General features: G+C 46.5%; 18 protein-coding genes. 6 read left to right on the top strand and 12 right to left on the bottom strand.

Going from position 1 to position 19,821, the window contains the following annotated elements:
- The first annotated feature begins 199 nt into the window (after window positions 1-199).
- The 3 genes from MHH56_RS07100 to MHH56_RS07090 all read left to right on the top strand — a co-directional run bounded on the left by MHH56_RS07100 (window position 200) and on the right by MHH56_RS07090 (window position 3,281).
- Entirely contained in the window at window positions 200-1,408 is a 1,209-nt protein-coding gene (locus MHH56_RS07100) for a glycine betaine/L-proline ABC transporter ATP-binding protein (RefSeq protein ID WP_339207471.1), read from the top strand.
- The gene (locus MHH56_RS07095; RefSeq protein ID WP_076270998.1) at window positions 1,395-2,231 is read left to right on the top strand and encodes a proline/glycine betaine ABC transporter permease; all 837 of its coding nucleotides are present in this window, start codon (window positions 1,395-1,397) and stop codon (window positions 2,229-2,231) included. The genes MHH56_RS07100 and MHH56_RS07095 overlap by 14 nt, the downstream gene beginning before the upstream one ends.
- A 183-nt stretch (window positions 2,232-2,414) precedes the next feature.
- Window positions 2,415-3,281 carry a glycine betaine ABC transporter substrate-binding protein gene (locus tag MHH56_RS07090; RefSeq protein WP_339207470.1) on the top strand — a complete coding sequence of 289 codons (867 nt, stop codon included), beginning with the start codon at window positions 2,415-2,417 and terminating at the stop codon, window positions 3,279-3,281.
- Window positions 3,282-3,790: 509 nt separating this feature from the next.
- Here the strand turns inward: MHH56_RS07090 and MHH56_RS07085 are convergent.
- The 8 genes from MHH56_RS07085 to MHH56_RS07050 all read right to left on the bottom strand — a co-directional run bounded on the left by MHH56_RS07085 (window position 3,791) and on the right by MHH56_RS07050 (window position 13,609).
- On the bottom strand, window positions 3,791-4,891 hold the full coding sequence (locus MHH56_RS07085; RefSeq protein WP_179089922.1) for a Gfo/Idh/MocA family oxidoreductase: 1,101 nt from the start codon (window positions 4,889-4,891) through the stop codon (window positions 3,791-3,793).
- Between the two features lie 47 nt (window positions 4,892-4,938).
- Complete coding sequence (locus MHH56_RS07080) at window positions 4,939-5,661, bottom strand: ThuA domain-containing protein (RefSeq protein ID WP_076270996.1); 723 nt, start codon at window positions 5,659-5,661, stop codon at window positions 4,939-4,941.
- A 60-nt stretch (window positions 5,662-5,721) separates the two neighbouring features.
- Window positions 5,722-6,885: a Gfo/Idh/MocA family oxidoreductase gene (locus MHH56_RS07075; RefSeq protein WP_339207469.1), complete on the bottom strand. Its 1,164-nt coding sequence runs from the start codon at window positions 6,883-6,885 to the stop codon at window positions 5,722-5,724.
- A gap of 104 nt (window positions 6,886-6,989) precedes the next feature.
- A complete protein-coding gene (locus tag MHH56_RS07070) occupies window positions 6,990-8,024 on the bottom strand; it encodes a LacI family DNA-binding transcriptional regulator (RefSeq protein ID WP_339207468.1) in 1,035 nt (344 codons plus the stop codon).
- 195 nt (window positions 8,025-8,219) lie between these two features.
- Window positions 8,220-9,287, bottom strand: coding sequence for an undecaprenyldiphospho-muramoylpentapeptide beta-N-acetylglucosaminyltransferase (locus MHH56_RS07065; protein ID WP_339207467.1), 1,068 nt, complete (start codon window positions 9,285-9,287; stop codon window positions 8,220-8,222).
- 159 nt (window positions 9,288-9,446) lie between these two features.
- Window positions 9,447-11,033, bottom strand: a complete 1,587-nt coding sequence (locus MHH56_RS07060) for a peptide chain release factor 3 (RefSeq protein ID WP_076270992.1) — start codon at window positions 11,031-11,033, stop codon at window positions 9,447-9,449.
- 39 nt (window positions 11,034-11,072) lie between these two features.
- Window positions 11,073-12,629, bottom strand: a complete 1,557-nt coding sequence (gene zwf, locus MHH56_RS07055; protein WP_339207466.1) for a glucose-6-phosphate dehydrogenase — start codon at window positions 12,627-12,629, stop codon at window positions 11,073-11,075.
- Window positions 12,630-12,769: 140 nt separating this feature from the next.
- Window positions 12,770-13,609 carry a YwmB family TATA-box binding protein gene (locus MHH56_RS07050; protein ID WP_339207465.1) on the bottom strand — a complete coding sequence of 280 codons (840 nt, stop codon included), beginning with the start codon at window positions 13,607-13,609 and terminating at the stop codon, window positions 12,770-12,772.
- Window positions 13,610-13,790: 181 nt separating this feature from the next.
- Here MHH56_RS07050 and MHH56_RS07045 point away from each other — a divergent pair, with 181 nt between their 5' ends.
- Both MHH56_RS07045 and MHH56_RS07040 read left to right on the top strand, forming a co-directional pair.
- Window positions 13,791-14,159 carry a hypothetical protein gene (locus MHH56_RS07045; protein ID WP_339207464.1) on the top strand — a complete coding sequence of 123 codons (369 nt, stop codon included), beginning with the start codon at window positions 13,791-13,793 and terminating at the stop codon, window positions 14,157-14,159.
- A gap of 137 nt (window positions 14,160-14,296) precedes the next feature.
- Window positions 14,297-15,067, top strand: a complete 771-nt coding sequence (locus MHH56_RS07040; RefSeq protein WP_339207463.1) for a hypothetical protein — start codon at window positions 14,297-14,299, stop codon at window positions 15,065-15,067.
- Window positions 15,068-15,202: 135 nt separating this feature from the next.
- Here the strand turns inward: MHH56_RS07040 and glp are convergent, their stop codons facing one another.
- A complete protein-coding gene (gene glp, locus MHH56_RS07035; RefSeq protein ID WP_339207462.1) occupies window positions 15,203-16,666 on the bottom strand; it encodes a gephyrin-like molybdotransferase Glp in 1,464 nt (487 codons plus the stop codon).
- 119 nt (window positions 16,667-16,785) lie between these two features.
- Here glp and mobB point away from each other — a divergent pair, with 119 nt between their 5' ends.
- Window positions 16,786-17,286: a molybdopterin-guanine dinucleotide biosynthesis protein B gene (gene mobB, locus MHH56_RS07030; RefSeq protein ID WP_339207461.1), complete on the top strand. Its 501-nt coding sequence runs from the start codon at window positions 16,786-16,788 to the stop codon at window positions 17,284-17,286.
- Window positions 17,287-17,294: 8 nt separating this feature from the next.
- Here mobB and MHH56_RS07025 read toward each other — a convergent pair whose 3' ends face one another.
- The 3 genes from MHH56_RS07025 to MHH56_RS07015 form a co-directional block, all read right to left on the bottom strand.
- Window positions 17,295-17,945, bottom strand: coding sequence for a response regulator transcription factor (locus MHH56_RS07025; protein WP_076271056.1), 651 nt, complete (start codon window positions 17,943-17,945; stop codon window positions 17,295-17,297).
- 80 nt (window positions 17,946-18,025) lie between these two features.
- A complete protein-coding gene (locus MHH56_RS07020) occupies window positions 18,026-19,012 on the bottom strand; it encodes a sensor histidine kinase (RefSeq protein WP_076270986.1) in 987 nt (328 codons plus the stop codon).
- Between the two features lie 101 nt (window positions 19,013-19,113).
- The gene (locus MHH56_RS07015; protein ID WP_076270985.1) at window positions 19,114-19,821 is read right to left on the bottom strand and encodes a PspA/IM30 family protein; all 708 of its coding nucleotides are present in this window, start codon (window positions 19,819-19,821) and stop codon (window positions 19,114-19,116) included.

Raw genomic sequence — 19,821 nt, 5'->3', positions numbered from 1 at the left:
CATCAATTATTGTAATCAAATGACCATCCATATGTAAAGAACACGTTTGATACGAAAAAGGGAGTTATCCAGAGTATACAGTATGTAAAGTTCGTAAAGTTATAACTGTACGTAGTATACAGAGTCTCACGCCTTTTGACCATAACAAACATAACCAACTAAACTTATGGGAGTCGAAATATTCCAAAGGGGGCACAACATGGCGATTATAGAAGCCAAGAGGCTGACCAAAATTTTCGGAACAGATCCGAAAAAGGCGATCCCGCTGCTGGATAAAGGATGGTCTAAAGAGAAAATTTTTGCAGAAACAAAGCTTACGGTTGGGGTGAACCAAGCAAATTTCTCGATTGAAGAGGGACAAATATTTGTTATTATGGGCTTGTCCGGTAGCGGCAAGTCGACACTTGTACGTCTTCTCAATCGATTAATTGAACCTACTTTAGGTCAAGTCCTGTTTAACGGGACAGATGTGCTTAAGATGTCACCAGAGCAACTGCGGCAATTTAGAAGAAAAAATGTTGGTATGGTATTTCAGAAGTTCGCACTGTTTCCGCATCGCACCGTTATTCAAAACATTGAATACGGACTAGAGGTTCAGGGCATCGATAAGAAAAAACGCAGAGAAATGGCGATGCATTCGCTAGAGCTTGTTGGATTGAAAGGATGGGCAGACAGCTATCCTGACCAATTAAGCGGCGGTATGCAGCAGCGCGTTGGGCTCGCAAGAGGACTTGCTAACGATCCGGATGTTCTGCTTATGGATGAAGCCTTTGGCGCACTCGATCCTTTAATTCGGAAGGATATGCAGGATGAACTGCTTGAGCTTCAATCCAAAATGAAGAAAACAATTGTTTTCATTACCCATGACTTAAACGAAGCACTGCGGATCGGTGATCAAATCGCTTTGATGAAGGACGGAAGCATCGTCCAAATTGGATCACCTGAAGAAATATTGATGCAGCCAGCGAACAAATATGTTGAGCGTTTCGTCGAGGACGTTGATTTATCCAAAGTATTTACAGCATCACATGTCATGATTAAGCCTGAAACGATAACGATCGAGAAAGGTCCGCGTGTTGCTTTGCAATTTATGCGTGACCGCGGAGTATCGAGCCTTTACGTTGTCGACAAAGGTATGCGCCTGCTTGGCGTTATAACGGCAGAAGAAGCAGCGAATGCAATTAAAAACGGCCAAAAGCTTGAAGATGCAATGGAGCGAGATGCACCATTCGCACAGCCGGATACGCTGCTTAATGAGTTGTTTGAATTAATGAGTAATTCGAAATTCCCCATTTCCATTATTGATGCAAACGGGCGCCTTAAAGGCATCGTCATCAAGGGCGCGGTTCTAGCCGCATTAGCTGGAAATTCCGTATTAGAGGCTGGTGAACGTATTGAATCTACCTAAAATTCCATTAGCTGACTGGATCGAATGGCTGGAAGCTTGGTTTGAAGCTCATTTCGACCCTTTTTTCAAATTAATACGCACAGTTGTCGGCGAAACTGTAAATGGCTTGGATGTCGCTCTCAATTGGTTTCCAGCGCTAGTGCTTATTTTGATATTCACTATTTTGGCTTGGCTTATCGGCAAGTGGAAAATGGGAATATTCACACTTATCGGATTGTTAATCATAGAAAATCTCGGCTTATGGAGCCAAACGATGCAGACACTAGCGCTCGTTTTGACTGCAGCTTTCATATCCGTGCTGATTGGTGTTCCTATTGGAATTTTGTGTGCTCGCTACACCAATTTCCAAAAAATCATTACACCACTGCTTGATCTTATGCAGACGATGCCAGCCTTCGTTTATTTGCTTCCAGCTGTAACGTTCTTCTCCTTGGGTGTTGTTCCTGGCGTGATCTCTTCGATTATTTTTGCAATCCCGCCAACGATACGATTAACGAATCTTGGCATTCGCCAAGTCCCTGCCGAATTAGTAGAAGCAGCAGATGCCTTCGGATCTACGCCAACGCAAAAATTGTTCAAGCTGCAGCTTCCTATTGCCATGCCAACCATTATGGCCGGCATTAACCAGACCATTATGTTGTCACTATCGATGGTCGTCATTGCATCCATGATTGGTGCACAAGGTGTAGGTGCTTATGTATATCGTGCAGTGACGCAAGGAAATACCGGCGTTGGGTTTGAAGCTGGTCTTGCTATTGTTATATTAGCCATTATTTTAGACCGACTGACCCAACAAATTATTCGTAAAAGCAAAACCACTTAAACTAATTTATAAACGTTAAGCGCATGCTCAATGCTAGTTTGCTGCGCAAGATTAAAGCGTATGCTTTCGATGTTAGTTTGCTGCGCAAACTTTAAGCGTATGCTTACGAAGTATTTTGCTGCGCAAAATTAAAGCGTATGCTTTCGATGTTAGTTTGCTGCGCAAACTTTAAGGAGTGATTTTTTGAAATTTAATAAAATGAGTGTAATTGTTGCTGCTGTTATGACCATGGCTTTAGTCGCTGGATGCTCTTCGAACAATGAAGGCGCAAAGAAAAAAGTAACGCTTGCTTACGTGGCTTGGGATTCTGAGATAGCGAGCACGTATGTTGTGAAGGAAGTACTTGAGCAGAAGCTCAATTACAAAGTTGATATGATGCAAGTTGATGCAGGGCCTATGTGGGCTGGTATTTCTGACGGCAGTGCAGATGCGATGGTAGCTGCATGGCTTCCTACAACACATGCATCGTACATCGAAAAATATAAAGGTAAATTTGATGATCTAGGACCAAATCTGGAAGGAACAAAAATTGGTCTAGTCGTTCCTAAATATATGGATGTTAACAGCATTGACGAGCTTAACGATGCCGTTGGCGCTGAAGTAGATCATACGATTATCGGTATTGAGCCGGGTGCTGGTCTCATGATGTCGACAGAGAAAGTATTAGATCAATATAATCTGCGAGATAAATGGAAGCTGCTTGAGAGTTCCTCCGCAGCGATGACTCAGCAGCTTGAGAAGGCTTATGCTAACAAAGAGCCGATTGTTGTGACAGGCTGGACACCGCACTGGATGTTCGCCAAGATGGAGCTGAAATATTTGGCAGATCCTAAAAATGTATATGGCGGAGATGAACAAATTCATACAATCGCCCGTCAAGGACTAAAGGATGATCTGCCTGAAGCTTATGCATTCCTCGATCAGTTTAATTGGACGCCAGATGATATGGCTTCCGTTATGATCAAAATCCAAGAAGGCGAGACGCCAGAAGCAGCTGCCAAAGCATGGGTTGAGCAAAATCCTGACAAGGTTGCCGCTTGGATAAAATAATAGCCAACATTCGAAAGAAGCTGTCTCAAAAGGATTCAGATCGATGGATCAATAGCTCACTTTGGACAAAATGTTGGAGAGCATGAAAAAATAGCGCATCAAAGGCTATTCCCGGCGGATTCAATTATTGGTCTCGCCGGCATTGCATAATACCTTAATCATTTCTCTAACGAACCGTATCATGCTTATTATGCAGAAAACGACTCTTCTTTCATTTTAACGAACCTGATAAACGTTATATCATGATTTACATGGTGTTCCGAGCTATTTTTCTCAAAATAACGATTCTGGAGTTCGTTAAAATTTAAATCCATTACGAATAGTTTGAATAAGACCTGCTGGGTTCGTTAGCTATAAGATTGTTAAAGTGAGGACAACGTCCGAACTATGTTTCATCAAAAAAGCAAGAGCTGTTCCAATCGTAGATACATCTACTTTTGGGACAGCTCTTTTTTAAAGTTGTTTATTAATGTCTTTACATTCTAGCCGTTAATGCTCTTCAACCTTTATTAATCCAAGCAGAAAGGCTGCAAACCAAGCGGCAATGGCGCTGGGCGCTCACAAGTGCTCTTCATAACATAATGTACGCCTTGTTCCGACGCGTCATGGAAGCCATGCATAGCTTCGAGTACATGATAAGCAAGCTCGCCATTAGCGCGATGCTTACGACCGGTTTGAATTGCTTTGGCCATGTCTGCTGCACCGACACCACGAGCGTTCTCTGTGTATCCGTAAGCGAGCGGAATATCTGACCATTCATTTGAGCCCGCACGCCAAATCTTAATTTGTCCGCCAAACCCGTTAGGATCTGGGACAAGAAGTGTGCCCGCGCTGCCGTATATTTCGATACGAGGAAGCGTTGAGCCACCTTTCACATCAAAGCTCGTGAGCAATGTTCCAATTGGGCCAGATGCAAAGTCCATCACTCCAGCGATATGAGTTGGTACTTCAACCTCTACCTGCTGACCGTATTTCGGTTTGCTTGTAATCGTTCTCTCTGGGAAAGAGATACGTGCCGAACCCGTTACACGAGTGATCGGTCCAAGCAGCGCTACAAGCGCGGTTAAATAGTATGGCCCCATATCAAACATCGGGCCGCCGCCCTTTTGATAATAAAATTCTGGAGCCGGATGCCATGATTCATGCCCACCGCACACCATGAATGCAGTCGCGCCAATCGGCGTACCAATCCAGCCGTCCTCAAGCAGCTTAATGCTCGTTTGGATGCCGCCGCCAAGGAATGTATCCGGCGCGCTTCCAACGTAAAGACCTTTTTTCTCAGCAAGCTCAAGTACCTGCTGCGCCTCTTCACGAGTAACTGCAAACGGCTTCTCTACATAAACATGTTTGCCTGCTTCAAGAGCTTGCAAGCATACCGATGCATGCGCTTGTGGGATCGTCAAATTGATTATCATTTGAACTTCCGGATCAGCAAGCAGCTCCTCAACCGAACAACCGCGAACGCCAAACTGCTCGCCTTTTGCTTTGGCTCTCTCCACATCTAAATCTGCGCAAGCTACAACCTGCAAGGCATCAAAACGATTGCCGTTTTCAAAATAGATGCCGCTAATATTGCCTGTTCCTATAATGCCTGCTTTGATCTTTTCCATAATCTCTAGTCCCTCTTCTCATATCCTAAGATTATTATAATTGCGATTTACAACTGATTATCTGCCATACCGCTATAAGCAGAAGCTGTTTTGCCTGCTGCCAGCGCATTTGCTTTACCTTCCGCACACCACAAGAAGCCGCGTCTCATAAGCTCTTTCACCGCTTCAATCTCTATAATATTAGCTTGATGACCAAGCGAGTTGTAATATACGCGTCCAACACCCCAGCGCTTCGTCCATACAACCGGCATATCAACTGCCTTGTTGAGTGAATGCGGTCCCGGTGTCAGCGGAAAACGTGTTGTCGCCAGCACTTCAACTGCCGGATCCACATGCAAATAATATTGCTCAGAGCTGACAACAAAATCTTCAATGCCTTCTGTCAGCTGACTGGATGAATTATTAATATTAACCGTATATTCAACACCGTCATTGCCTGGGTGAGCTACCCATTGTCCGCCGGTCATAAACTGCCAGTCTACATTTTCACGAAACGCATCGCACATTCCGCCATGGCATCCTGCCAAACCTACGCCGCTTTGAACAGCTGCAGATACATTATCGACAAGCTTCTGCTCGATCCGTGCCATCGTCCATACGGGTACGATAAGATCAAGTCCCAACAGTTTTTCTGCATCCGCAAATGCTTCCAATGTGTCGGACACCTCAACCTCAAAGTCCTCAGCTGCAAGCACCTCACGAAAAATTTCTGCTACTTCTTTCGGCTGATGTCCATCCCAGCCGCCCCATACGATTAGTGCTTTTTTCATTACCTTCTCCTGCCTCTCTCCAAGCGCTAAGTAATCTCCTAACTAATAACCCTATATGGCTTACGATAATTCGCTAATTGCTACCCAGCGGCGTTCTGCAATCGAACGATCTACCGCCTCCAGAACCTCTTGGCATTTCACGCCATCTACAAAGTTCGGTACGGGCTGACGATCTTCAGCAAAAGCTTGCATCAGCTCATGCATTTCATGTGTAAACGTATGCTCGTATCCAATGGTATGTCCAGCTGGCCACCAAGCGTCCATATACGCATGCGATGGATCGGTTGCAAGTACGCGGCGGAAGCCTTGAACATCCTCAGCATCATCGGTGAAATAAACTTGAAGCTCATTCATCCGCTCAAAATCAAACTTGATGCTTCCTTTACTGCCGTTAATTTCAAAAGCGTTCGTACAGCGATGGCCGGCTGCGAAGCGAGTCGCCTCAAAGCTGCCCAGCGCGCCGTTAGCAAAGCGTGTCATAAACATGGTTGCATCATCCACTGTTACTTCTCCGAGCGGTCCACCCTCGCTTCCCTTTGCGCTAAGGCCTGTCATAGCTGAAGCAATCGGTCGCTCTTTAACGAAAGTTTCGCTCATGCCGATAACCTCATTGAATTCTCCAACGAGAAAACGCGCCATATCTATCAAATGTGCTCCTAAATCACCATGGGAGCCGGAGCCTGCAATTTCCTTCTGAAGACGCCATACGAGCGGGAAGCTCGGATCGATAATCCAATCTTGCAAAAACACAGCACGGAAATGATAGATTTCACCGAGCCTGCCATCTGACACCAATTTTTTGGCAAGCTGTACAGCAGGTGCAAATCGATAGTTAAAACCTACCATATGCTTCACGCCTGCTTTTTCTGTAGCATCAAGCATTTCACGGGAGTCTTCAAGCGTAAGCGCCAGCGGCTTCTCACAAAAGATATGTTTGCCAGCTGCCGCTGCTGCTAGAGCGATAGCCTTATGTGCATCACTTGGTGCATTAATATCGATTAAGTCGATATCCTCGCGGTTAACGAGCGCATTCCAATCCGTTTCAGCACTTTCCCAGCCGAATTGTGACCGTGCTTGTTCAACGCCTTCTGGATCGCGACCACAAATGGCCGTCATCTCCGGCTTAATCGCATTCGGGAAAAACATCGGAAGCGCGCGGTATGCGTTGCTATGTGCCTTCCCCATAAACTTATAACCAACCATGCCAACTCTTACTTTATCCATAATAATCCGCCTCTCTTAAGCGTAAACGCCTTATGCTGCCTCTAGCGATAAGATCGCGTCCCGCAATTGAAATAGAATGGAGCAGAAAAACTCGTATTCAGGATTTAACGCTTGAGTCTTGACGTTTCTCTTGTGATCAAGCTGACTGGTAAAACATCTGTTTGTGAATCTGTCGTTTTCGTTTTCTGATCCGGGTCCAGCAATCTAGCAGCTGCAAGCTTACCCATTTCATAGAAAGGAACAGCAACGGTTGAAAGCCTTGGACTAATGATGCGCGAGCCGTCTGAGTCATCATATCCAACTAGCGCATAATGCTCGCCAGCTTCAACTCCCAGTTCCCGCAAGCGCTGCATCAGGCCGATTGCCATTCGATCATTAGCCGCAAATACCGCATCGATATTGCCTTCTTTAATTTGTTCCGCCAATTGCTCCGCGAGCTCCGCCCCGCTCTTTCGGCTGTAATTACCGTGATAGATTAGACTCAGCTCATAAGCAAGTCCCGCTTCCATTAGAGCCGCTTTGTAGCCTTCCTGCCTATCGGCACTATTTGAATATTGCAGCGGACCGTTAACAAAAGCAATTCTGCGGCTGCCCTGACTCAACAAATGCGATACGGCCGCCTTGCTGCCTGAAACATGGTCAGCATCGACAGTACGATAATGCTCCGCATCAAACCGCTGATTCACAAGGCAGAAAGGAAAGTTTTCAGCCTTCAGCTCAGCAAGGGCGGCTCTTTCCTCAGGCACATTTTGTGAGCCTAAAACGATGCAAGCATCAATCTTATGCATGCGAAATAGTTTAGCGTAATCTCTCTCCCCATCTGGTTCTCTAAAAATAAGAAGCAGGTCATAGCCGCAGCGCTTCGCTGTTTCACCGATTCCACTTAATATTTCCGAAAAATAGTAAGTGGAAAACAAATGAACTTTTGGCACGAATGGCAATATGACGCCAATATTCCCGCTCTTCCTTCGAGCAAATTGCTGAGCAAGCGCATTCGGTACGTATCCAAGCTCAGCCGCGGCTTGTAATACACGTTCACGCGTTTCCTCTTTGATAGGGCCGACGCTGTTCATCACTCTCGAAACAGTCGCCTCTGAAACACCAGCTAGTTTCGCAACTTCTTTCCTGCTAATAATCATTTTCCTCCTGAAAAGCTAATATGCTAAGTTGTCATTTCATTTAAATGTACACGCGTACATTATTGCATGAAAACGTTTTAGCGTCAATAAACTTTTTGCATATTTTTCTATCGTTGCCCTCATTACAAAAAAAACGATCCAGAACGCTTGCATCGGCGTCCCAGATCGTTTTTTCTCGTTGTCTCTTGCAGTTACTTACTTCTTCGCTATTTCATTAATCCATTCAAAAACAGCGGACAGCGCATTTGCTTCCTCACTCATGTTCATCCTATCGATATAGGATTTACGGTTTTGGTACAAACGCTCGACACTCTCAACAAGCGTGCTTGCCGTCAGCTTCTCTTCATACAATACTTCGGCATAACCCGATTTCTCAAACGACTGGGCATTCAAAATTTGATCGCCTCGGCTCTGTTCCCGTGTTAGAGGAATAAGCAGCATCGGCTTCTTTAAGGATAAAAATTCAAATATGGAATTAGAGCCTGCTCGTGAAATCACAAGGTCCGTCATCGCCAAAACATCCGGCAATTGCTCATTCACAAATTCGAATTGCTTATAGCCAGGCATAGCAAGCGACGGGTCAACTTGATTTTTACCGCAGAGATGAACGATTTGATAGCTTTTGGTCAGGCTTGTTAATGACTGTCTGACTGCCTGATTAATTTTGCGTGCACCTAAGCTTCCACCCATAATTAAGATGACAGGCTTGTTTTTGGTAAATCCGCAAAAAGTTCTGCCTCTATCCGCGTTGCCCTGCTTCACTTCCTCACGTATAACTGCCCCTACATGCCTGCTTTTATCAGCCTTCAGCATGCTGCCCGTCTCAGGAAAAGTCGTACATACTCCTGTAGCAAAAGGGATCGATAACCGATTGGCGAGACCTGGCGTCAGATCGGATTCATGAATAAGCAGCGGCACCTTGTTTAGCCATGCGCCAATAACGACAGGTACAGATACAAATCCGCCTTTGGAGAAGATGACGTTCGGTTTATTTTGCTTAATGAGGCGATAAGCTTGATAAAGACCCTTTACTACCTTGAACGGGTCCTTTATGTTCTGAATATCCATGTACCTTCTCAGCTTTCCCGTCGATATCGGAAAATACTTAACCTCTGGAATCGTTGCGATAAGCTGCCTTTCAATACCGCTCTCCGATCCGATATATTGGACTGACCAGCCCTCTTCCAAAAAATGCGGGATCAAGGCCATATTAACGGTAACGTGTCCGGCTGAGCCTCCCCCGGTGAACATGATTGTTTTCATGAATGACTAGCCACCTATCGTTTTTTATCCATTTATTATACGGGTAAAGATTCGTTTTAGCACTGAAATTCAAGGAGATGGATATAAAAAGCATCCCCAGCCGCAAGCGCTGCTGCGCGATTGGCCGAGGATGCTTTAAACGTGCCTATATCCCTACCCTTAAGGCGCAGTTTCCAGAAACTTAGACGTTGGATTCTTGTCTACTGCCGTACGCATCGCATATTCGTTCTCGAACAAGACGACATAGTTGCCCTTCTTGTCCTTTACGAGCGTCGTATTGATTCGGAATTTGCTAGGGTCAATATTATCATCAACGATCCAGCGGGCAAATTGGAACTGCATCCGGTGTAATTGAATATCTACGCCGTACTCCGCTTTCATTCGATGCTCAAATACCTCAAATTGCAAATGACCAACAACGCCGAGAATTGTCTCGTCGAAGTTGCCTGTGGAGTGGAACACTTGAATCGTGCCTTCCTCCGTAAGCTGATCAATGCCTTTTTGGTACTGCTTGTGCTTCAACGCATTTTTAACGGTTACTTTAGCAAAAATTTCAGGCGAGAACGTTGGTAGCTCATCGAACACAACTTCTCCGCCTTGTGATAATGAATCGCCGATTCGGAAAATGCCTGGATCAAACAAACCAATAATATCGCCCGGATACGCCGTATCCACGATATCACGGTCTTGCGCTAGAAACTGCTGAGGCTGCGCAAGCTTAATGTCCTTGCCATTACGCACATGACGAACGCTCATTCCGCGCTCGAATTTGCCGGAGCAAATCCGAAGGAAAGCAATTCGGTCACGATGGGCTGGGTTCATATTCGCTTGAATTTTGAAAACATATCCCGTAAATTTCTCATTCGTCGGATCAACCTGACCTGTCGTGCTGTTGCGCGACGTCGGCTTAGGAGCCAGCTGAAGGAAGTTTTCTAGAAAAGTTTGCACGCCAAAGTTATTAACCGCGCTTCCGAAGAAAAGAGGCGTCAGTTCACCCGCTTGCACTTTCTCAAAATCAAATTGATCACCAGCGACATCCAGCAGCTCAAGATCACCAATAAGCTGATCTGTTAAATAATCTCCAGCCATCTCACGAATGACAGGATCATTATAATCGCTAACGGGACGAACCTCGATTGTCGAGTGGTCATTTCCTTGGAAAAGCTCGACCTGTGTTTTCATTCGGTCATAAACACCGCAAAGCTCACGTCCCATGCCGATTGGCCAGTTCATTGGAACAGCGCGAATGCCTAAGACACGCTCAAGCTCCTCCATTAATTCAAATGGACTTTGCCCTTCACGGTCCAGCTTGTTAATAAAAGTAAAAATCGGAATGCCGCGTTTGCGGCAAACCTGGAACAGCTTGATCGTTTGTGCCTCGACACCTTTGGCAACGTCAATAAGCATGACGGCGCTGTCGGCTGCGGTAAGCGTACGATATGTGTCCTCACTGAAATCTTGGTGACCAGGCGTATCAAGAATGTTAACGCGATGTCCTAGATAATCGAACTGCATTACGCTGGACGTTACCGAGATACCACGTTGTTTCTCAATTTCCATCCAGTCGGATGTTGCATGACGGCTCGCTTTGCGCGCCTTAACTGACCCTGCAAGCCGAATGGCTCCTCCGAATAGGAGGAGCTTCTCAGTGAGGGTCGTTTTTCCTGCATCCGGGTGAGAGATAATCGCGAATGTACGGCGCTTATCTACTTCCTGTTTAATTTCTTCACTTAACGATTGGCTCATGCTTGTCTTCCCTTCATTACGTAAGGTATGCGGCAGCGATTATTTTCCGCTGTTCGAAACCCAAATGACGTTATCTTCCTCTTGTCCGTTAACCGGCCACCAATGGAAACCATCTTCTTTTAGCATTTCATCCGCAGCTTCTGGACCCCATGATCCCGCTGGATACAGCTTCAAATCACTTTTCTCTTCACGCCAAGCTTGCGCAATACGATCTACGAAAGCCCAAGCTTGGGATACTTCATCCCAGCGCGTGAAGTAAGTGGAGTCGCCGCGTGCCGCATCATGAATGAGGCGTTCGTACGCTTCAGGCGTATTTAAGCCGATTTGGCAGCTTTGGCAGAACTCCATGGCAACTGGCTGTACCGAATTGTTTTGACCAGGTGTCTTTGCGTTTACTTTAATATATATGCCCTCAAGCGGGTTTACGCGAATAACGAGCAAATTCGGCGCCAAATCATGACGCTGCGCAAATAGAACATTTTGCGGCATCGATTTGAACTCGATGACGACCTCCGTTGTTTTTACAGGTAGACGTTTGCCCGTTCTAATATAGAAAGGCACGCCAGCCCAGCGGAAGTTGTCCACTAATACTTTGGCAGCAAAATAAGTTTCAGTCGTGGAGTCCTCGCCAACAGAATCCTCTTGGCGGTAGCCCGTAAGCTCTTTGCCATGATGGCTGCCTTCGCTGTATTGACCGCGTACGACGTGCGAGCGAACCTCATCACTGGACGTATAATTACGCAGTGAACGAAGCACCTTTACCTTCTCGTCACGAATATCTTCTCCGTGCAAGCGGCTTGGCGGCTCCATAGCAATCATCGTAAGCATTTGCAGCATATGGTTCTGACCCATGTCGCGCAAAGCTCCCGATTTGTCGTAATAGCCTCCGCGATCCTCAACGCCAACCGTTTCGGATAATGTAATTTGAACATTGGCAATATGGTTATTATTCCACAAAGGCTCAAAAAAAGCATTAGCAAAACGAATAACTTGAATGTTTTGAACCATTTCCTTGCCTAGATAGTGATCGATACGGTATATTTCTTCTTCCTTAAACACTTGGTTAATCTGTTCATTCAGCTTCTGAGCCGATGGAAGATCGTAGCCAAATGGCTTCTCGATTACGACGCGATGCCAGCCATTTGATTCAAGCAATCCGCCGTCGCGCAAATTGAATGATACCGGACCGAAAAGTGAAGGCGCAAGGGCCAAGTAAAAAAGACGGTTGCCGGGAATGTTGAACTTCACATCAAGCTGCTCAGACAATTTGCTAAGCTCTCGGAAGCCTTCTACATCGTTAATATCGAGTGACATATATACGAAATGTTCTGCAAAACGATTCCAAAGCTCAGCATCGTCCGCTTTGTAACGACAAAACTCTACAATAGATTCATAAAGGTCAGCACGAAATTGTTCATTCGTACGAGGACGTCTTGCTAGACCAACGACGGCAAAGTTTTCCGTGAGCTTGCCTTCTTTATATAAACTGAAAAGGGCTGGAAACAGCTTGCGCCGAGCCAAATCGCCCGTTGCTCCGAAGAGGTAATATACAGCACCTTCTGCAGAGACGGATTCAAGATTATTATTATATGTCATTTGCCTCATTCTTTCCCTATGTATTTTTATACAACTTTACATGATATGTAGTTTAGCATATTCAACTTTAATTCGCTATTCAACATGTCATAAAAAATACTGATAAGATCCGTTACTAATTCTAATCAGAGTATACCCATCTAAGGGCTCTCCGTCGCATTGGCACTGTATTCACCCGTAATGACAGGCACACCGATCGTCAATGCCGTTTGATCTGAATTTGTCTCTTTATGCAAAGCGATTTGAAGATTGGCTGTTTTCCCATTTTCAACAGTGATGGCTGAATGCAGCATGCGGGTATAAAACATGTCGCTGGTCGTGCCTTTATCTTCATAATGATCCACTGCTTTGGCATCTGTCAGCCTAACCAAACGCTCAATGGCTTGACTATTTTTCGTATAACCTTGTACTTTCATACTCGTCGTAAACGCAGGGGAAATACGTGCGATCTGAGCGGAAACTTCTGCTGTCACTTGCAGCAGCTTATTTTTTTTGGTCATTTCTGTTGGCTTAGTTTCTAATATAACCATAAGCTGCTCGCCATTGCTGTCTATCTGCGTGAGACTAATTGAAATTTGTCCGCCGTATGACGGGATAACGCCAGTGACTGTTTTGCCCTCATTCTGGTTCTGCACCAGTATGCTGCTAGCCTTTCCCGGTTCCTTTGAGAACATTTGCTGAGTAAGCTCCTCCATGGCTCCTTCCTTGCCCGTTACATTCCATCGAATCGACCACTGCGCTCCCTCAGAGCTGCTTTTCATTTGGTCGTCGCTCCATAACCACAGCTCTCCCAAATCATGCTGAAGAAGCTGTTCCGCTGAAGTTGATTCCTTTGGTTCCCTGTCTGCCTGCCACATCGCCCATGCTGCACATATCAAAATCACGAGCATCGCTAGCATGATCCCAACCTTCGTTTGTTTGGCTCGCTGCTTTGCAGACATACGGTGGCGAGCGGGAGGTGTGTTTTTCGGGATATACATTATTATTCACTCCTGTCCTCTTCCAAATGGGTAAACATCCATACACGTTTGCCTGTAGGTGAATACACTGGTTGCAGGAATGCTGGAATAAATGCTTTGAGTCTAACCTCTCATAGCAAAATGCCAATACAACACGCTCAAGCGCTTTATTCCAATTACACTTTGGAGGTGTCATCAGCAAATGGAACGCATTTATCCATTGCACGAAGAAGTCGTCAGTCGTTTTTGCGGGTATCCAGTATGTGTGATTATGAATGACGGCATGCGCCACTTTGGCATACTTAGCTCCTGCGAGAGCGGCAGATTGCATTTAAACGCAGGCTCCGGCGAAACGGAAGCCGCGACTGCAAATGCGAAGCCGCAAGTTTCAAAAAACAAAAAAGGCGGTAAAGGTAAAAAAGAGATGGCTCATAAATCCGCTTCAACGCAAGTTCAAACGCAGGCTTACCCTTATGATCCTTACTATTATGGAGAACGGCCTTATTATCCATGGGGCGAAGCGCTTGCTCTTGATTTGGCTTCAATCGCATTCTTGTTTCTATTGCTGTAAATGGCAAAGCGGCGAGCTCAGCAGAGATGCGCCGCTTATTTATTTTATTGATGCTGCTGACAGCTTTCGCCAGTCTTTTTAATCACCGTATAGTACGCTAACACAACATACCAATGGAGTGAGAAAGGAGTTTTCTAATGAGCACATCGATACGTTCCATTCGAGGCATTGAACGTTCCTACGCATACTCCACCGTACAAGCCATTAGCCCTTATGCTTATTATCCTTATCGGGATGGCGAAGCTCAGCAAGCCCCAGAATATAACAAGAGCTTAACACGTGATTTCCAGCAAGCTGCTAACAGTGCTGCTTCTTGGCTTAATAAGGCTAAACAAGCGCAGTACGACATCGAGCAGATTAACAAGCAATTAAGTAACGAATTGTACACGGACAAGCCAATTGCAGGCAGTTTGCATCGCCTTACTACGATGCTCAATCAGTTGGAGGATCATTACAGAGCACATGCTGATGATTTGAAACCAGAGCTGTGGGAAAGTATTGAGCTGGCTTTGAGGCATCCCGCAGCGGAGGAGATCGGACTGCGACGCAGTACAACAGACGGCAAGTGGATTGCGGATTCTACCTATACCATTTCTTCAGAAAATAGAGACCGAACAGCTAGCCTTTTTTCTGTTCAGAACGAAATCAGCAAGCTGCCAACTTCCATTCATATGGAGCAAAAACAAAAGCTGTCGTACTCTTCCAGCCGTATGCAGAGGCTAATGCTTGGATCAGAAGGTATGCTTACTGGCTTAAAATATGCACTTACTTATGCCGAGCAGCACAAGGCCGTTGATCTGCTCCAGCCACCTCTTACATCAACTCTTCCTTACGCTGCTTACTACAGTTCTATGCAAACCTATTCACCAATTCCATATGTTGGATTAGTCTTGAATCGATTCCTTTAAAGTTAAATCCGAAAGGGCATGCTACGTTAGCAAAGCTGCTGCTTGCCATTCTATGTAAGTGATATATTCGGCTCCGTACCGACTATATCCTCCCATTTTATTTAATAAAAACCTTTATTTTCACTAACTTCTATGTTAAGGGATAATAATGACCTCAATCATATCACCCGCTTCCGCTCCTCTCGAGCCTGACGGAATGATTGCTAATCCTTCTGCATCCGCAATGGAAGCCATCATACTCGATTTGGAGTAGGCTAGCGGGTCAGCATGCAAGCTTCCATCTTCCGTGCTGATGAGTGTTGTGCGCACAAAACGATCATGGGGACTTGGCTTATTCACAGCTGTCCGCAGTTTTGCTCTTACTTTACGAGGCAATGCTTCACTTGCTCCCTGCAATCGCAGCAGCACCGGACGAACGAATAATTCAAATCCGACAAAACAAGCACCGGGATTGCCCGACAAGGCGAGCAGCAGCTTGCCGTTAAGCATTACTGCTGACGTTGGACTGCCCGGTCTCATCGCAACTTTGTCAAAGAGCACCCGGTTTGCATCTTCGCTGCCAGATACACTATTGTTCTTTATCGACCTAATGATGTCTGACATGACATCAAAGTCCCCTACAGATACACCGCCTGTTGTGACAATCAAATCAACATCATCCCATACACTCGCCAAAGCAGCCTCAACGGCATCAGGCTTGTCTTCCAATGATCCGCACATAACTGCTACTCCGCCGCTCTGCTCCACCATAGCAGCGACCATATAGCTGTTGCTGTCGCGGATCTGTCCCGGCGCCAGCGGAGCCTCGACCGCCAGCAATTCGCTGCCGGTCGCAAAGATCGCTACGCGCGGGCGCTTGCCAACCGCCACCTCGGCATAGCCGAAGGTGGCTAGCAGCGCAACATGTCCCGGTCGCACAAGCGTACCGGGACAAGCCAACGCGCCCCCAAGGCGAAACTCCTCGCCTTGAGGCGCAATGTGCTGGCCTGCCGCGGCGGCGTGCTTAATCAGCACCGCCGACGAGCCATCGGCCAGCATTGCTTCCGCGGTCTGCTCAAGCATGACGACCGCGTCAGCCCCCTTAGGCACAGCCGCGCCAGTCATGATGCGCACGGCAGTGCCCTTCTGCACGGTCGCAAGGGCGAGCTCGCCCGCTGCAACCGAATCAACCACGCGCAGCGTCGCCGGCGTACCTGGCGACGCTGACGCGATATCTGCCGCGCGCACGGCGTAGCCGTCGAGGCCCGAGCGCGCGAAGGGCGGCCAGTCACTTGTCGCAGCTATCGTCTGCGCAAGCCATCGGCCGCCGATAGCCCGCAGCGGCACAAGCTCGCTGCCGAGGGCTAGCCCGTCCGCAGCAGCAAGCAGCCGCTGCTGCGCTTCTTCCACCTTCACAGCCTGCCGTTTGAACCGGCTCATCTGTTTCCTCTCACTCGCCTCACCGCGGTCAGTCTTATCTATGCCCTCGCTTGCTTCACCGCGATCAGCCTTCTCTATCCCCTCATTCGCCTCACCGCGATCAGCCTTCTCTATCCCCTCACTCGCCTCACCGCGATTAGCCATATCCATATTCCCGCTCGATTCGCCACTCTCAGTCATATTCACCCTCCGCTCATCTCGCCGCCTTTTAACATTCGGCAGCTTGTTCAGCATCCATTTTACAATGTATGTTAAACTATTGGCAATTACAGTCATCAAGCGCCATGAAGGAGAAGCCTATGCCATTAATCGTTCAAATCGTTGGATACAAAAACACCGGCAAAACCACATTGGTTTGCCGGCTAACAGAACGCTTCAAACAAGCAGGATATAAAGTTGGGACAATCAAACGCGACGCGCATGATTTTCAGATCGATACACCAGGAACGGATACATGGAGACATCAAGAGGCAGGGGCTGATATAACAGCTATCACATCCTCAAAGCGCACAGCAATTTTGAAACAGCATGCTGAACCGCTTCAGCTGTTACTTTTACAAATGACCGAGGCCGACGTTATTCTTATCGAAGGTTTCAAAGATGCCTCATACCCAAAAATCATTATGATTCGAACTGCGGTTGATTCCGAGCTGCTCAACAGCGTACCCAACCCTCTTGCAGCCGCGGTTTGGAATGATGCCAACCTTGTAACAATCGTTCCCCAGTCCATCCCAGTAATCGATGTAGATGATATCGAGCAGCTATACCAAAAAGTATTATCAATATCCGCTAAGCCATAGCCCTACACTTATTCGGCAATTCCTTGTCTATGTGCATAAATGGCTGCTTGCGTGCGATCATCCACATCAAGCTTATTAAAAATATTTGTAATATGAAATTTTACTGTTTTCACACCAATGAACAGCTCATCGGCAATTTCTTGATTGGAGCGTCCCTGTGCAACCCGCTTCAATACATCCATCTCGCGCTCAGTCAGCTCATCATGCAGCGGAGCTTGCTCCTGCTGCTTTGGCTGCCGGAAGCGATTCATCATTTTAGCTGCTACCTGGGACTCCAGTACCGATTGTCCGCGAGCAGCGGCCCTTATCGCATCCGCGATCTCGGTCGCTCGGGACGTCTTCAGCAAATAACTGAATGCGCCTGCTTCAATAACAGGGTAGAGCTTGCTATCATCCAAATAGCTCGTCAATACAATTACCTTGCATTCCGGGTACAGCTCGAGCAGTTTTGCTGTCGTCTCGACACCATCCATGCCATCCATAACTAAATCCATAAGTACAACGTCCGGTCTGTATGCCTGTGCTAATCGAATGCCGTCCATGCCGTTGCTCGCTTCACCGACAACCTCAATTCCATCCTCGGTATCAAGCACCGCTGCAAGTCCGATGCGCACCATTTCATGATCATCTACAAGCAGAACCTTTATAGGCCGACTCAATTGCTGGGTTGCTTCCACACCTTACACCGCCCTCATTTTTTCGTAAAGCTCATCATTATCTCTAATTATATTACATTCTCTTATGAAACATCAGTGGGCACCCAAATTTCAATAACAGTTCCCTCGCCAGGTCTCGAAATCATCTGCAAGGAGCCGCCAATTTCAATTACCCGCTCTTCCATAGTCAGTAAGCCATAGGACGTTTGCTTCTTCGCCTCAAGATCGAATCCAACGCCGCTGTCCTTTAGACTCATGTGTACTTGATTGCCGAATTGAAGCAATTTGATATCCATGCTTTCCGCTTTCGAATGCCTGAGCGTATTCGATAATGCCTCCTGAGCGATGCGGAATAAATGATCCTCAGCATTAGGAGGAAGCAGGATCGTATCATCAACCTCAAGTGTAATCTTCATCGGTACTTTCTGCTTCAGCTCATCCACTAGAACAGTAAGCGCCTGCCCCAGATTTTTTCCGTCCAAGTGGACGGGCCGAAGATGTAGCAGCAACGCACGCATTTCTGATTGAGCAACGGCAGCCATTTCCTCAATAAGCTGAACCTGACGTTTGGCTCGCTCCCAATCTCGCTCAATCGTTCGACTAACAGCAGTCGCTGTCATCGATATGGCGAATAACTGCTGGCTTACTGCATCATGCAGCTCGCGCGCAAGCCGTTGGCGCTCTTCGATTACTGCGGTGAACTTAACCTTCTTCGCCCAGTTAGGATCAACCTGCTCTTGTTCTGAAATTTCGTTTTCCGTCGTCTCCCCATTGCTTAGCGTAACCGTAAATCGACGTTTCTTTTGCTGCTCGGTCAGCCGCTTCAGCGATTCCTTTAGCTTGGAGTTTTGCAAATAACCGTTTAATGTAGCAGCCGCTAAACCTGCGCCAACGAAAGCTAGTCCGATAATTGCCCATTTCCCTTGAAGCGTGAAGAGATCAACATAACCGATTCCTTGCAATATGATAACAACCAAGCTGACAATGATCAGCAGCCACAATATCGTTTCCGTTACCAGACGCTTGCGGGCCGCATGATTCGAATGGTCGCTCTTATTGCCTTGCTCCATACGGCTCACTTCCTTCTCTTCGCTATTTTAACCACGATGAAGCAAAAAACATATGAAAGAGCAGACCGCAAAACGGTCCGCTTCCTTCATAGCCTATAGTCTTATTCTTCAGTCGGAGCCTTTGTTAATGAAGTTGTTGGGTTTAGTTTGTTTTTAAGTGCTTGCAGCTGCTCATCCACTTTATTTTTTTTCTCAGCATCTGCTGCATTAAAGCTGTTCGAAGAGCTGTTATAGGAGTAAGGCGTGCGCAAAACATCTGCTTCAGCCTCTAGCTGCATAATTTTCTCTTCCATCCGGTAGAAGCCGCGTGATGCCGAACCGCTATCAATCGTGTTGTTTGTAGTCAATTGCGCCATTTGCTTTTGAGCTTTTGCTACTTGTGCACGGGAAGCAAGCTCATTGCGCTTGTTGCGAAGCTGGTAGAACTCTTCTTTCATTGCGTGCAGCTGTTGCATCAATTCCTCAGCCTGAGTCTTCGATTGTGCGTGCAAATCAGTATATTCTGTTACCTTTTGATCAAAATAAAGCTTCTCTTCAAGCAGCTTGCGCGTATGTTCTTCTTGTCCAGCTCTTAGAGCCGCTTCTGCTTTTGATTCACGATCTGCCGCGCTGCGTACTGTTTCTTCCAAGCGCTGCTTCATCCGGCGCTCATTCGCCATTTGTTTAGCTACTGTAACCTCAGCTTGATGAATTTCAGATTCCATGTCACGCAAGTATTGATTTAACATAATAATCGGATCTTCAATTTTGTCCAATGCCTCATTTACCGATGCCTTAGTCATGTCTTTCATGCGTTTGAAAATTCCCAT

Origin of the sequence: Paenibacillus sp. FSL K6-3182 (assembly GCF_037976325.1) — a bacterium.
GTDB lineage: Bacteria > Bacillota > Bacilli > Paenibacillales > Paenibacillaceae > Pristimantibacillus.
This window is presented reverse-complemented; position numbering and strand designations above follow the sequence as displayed.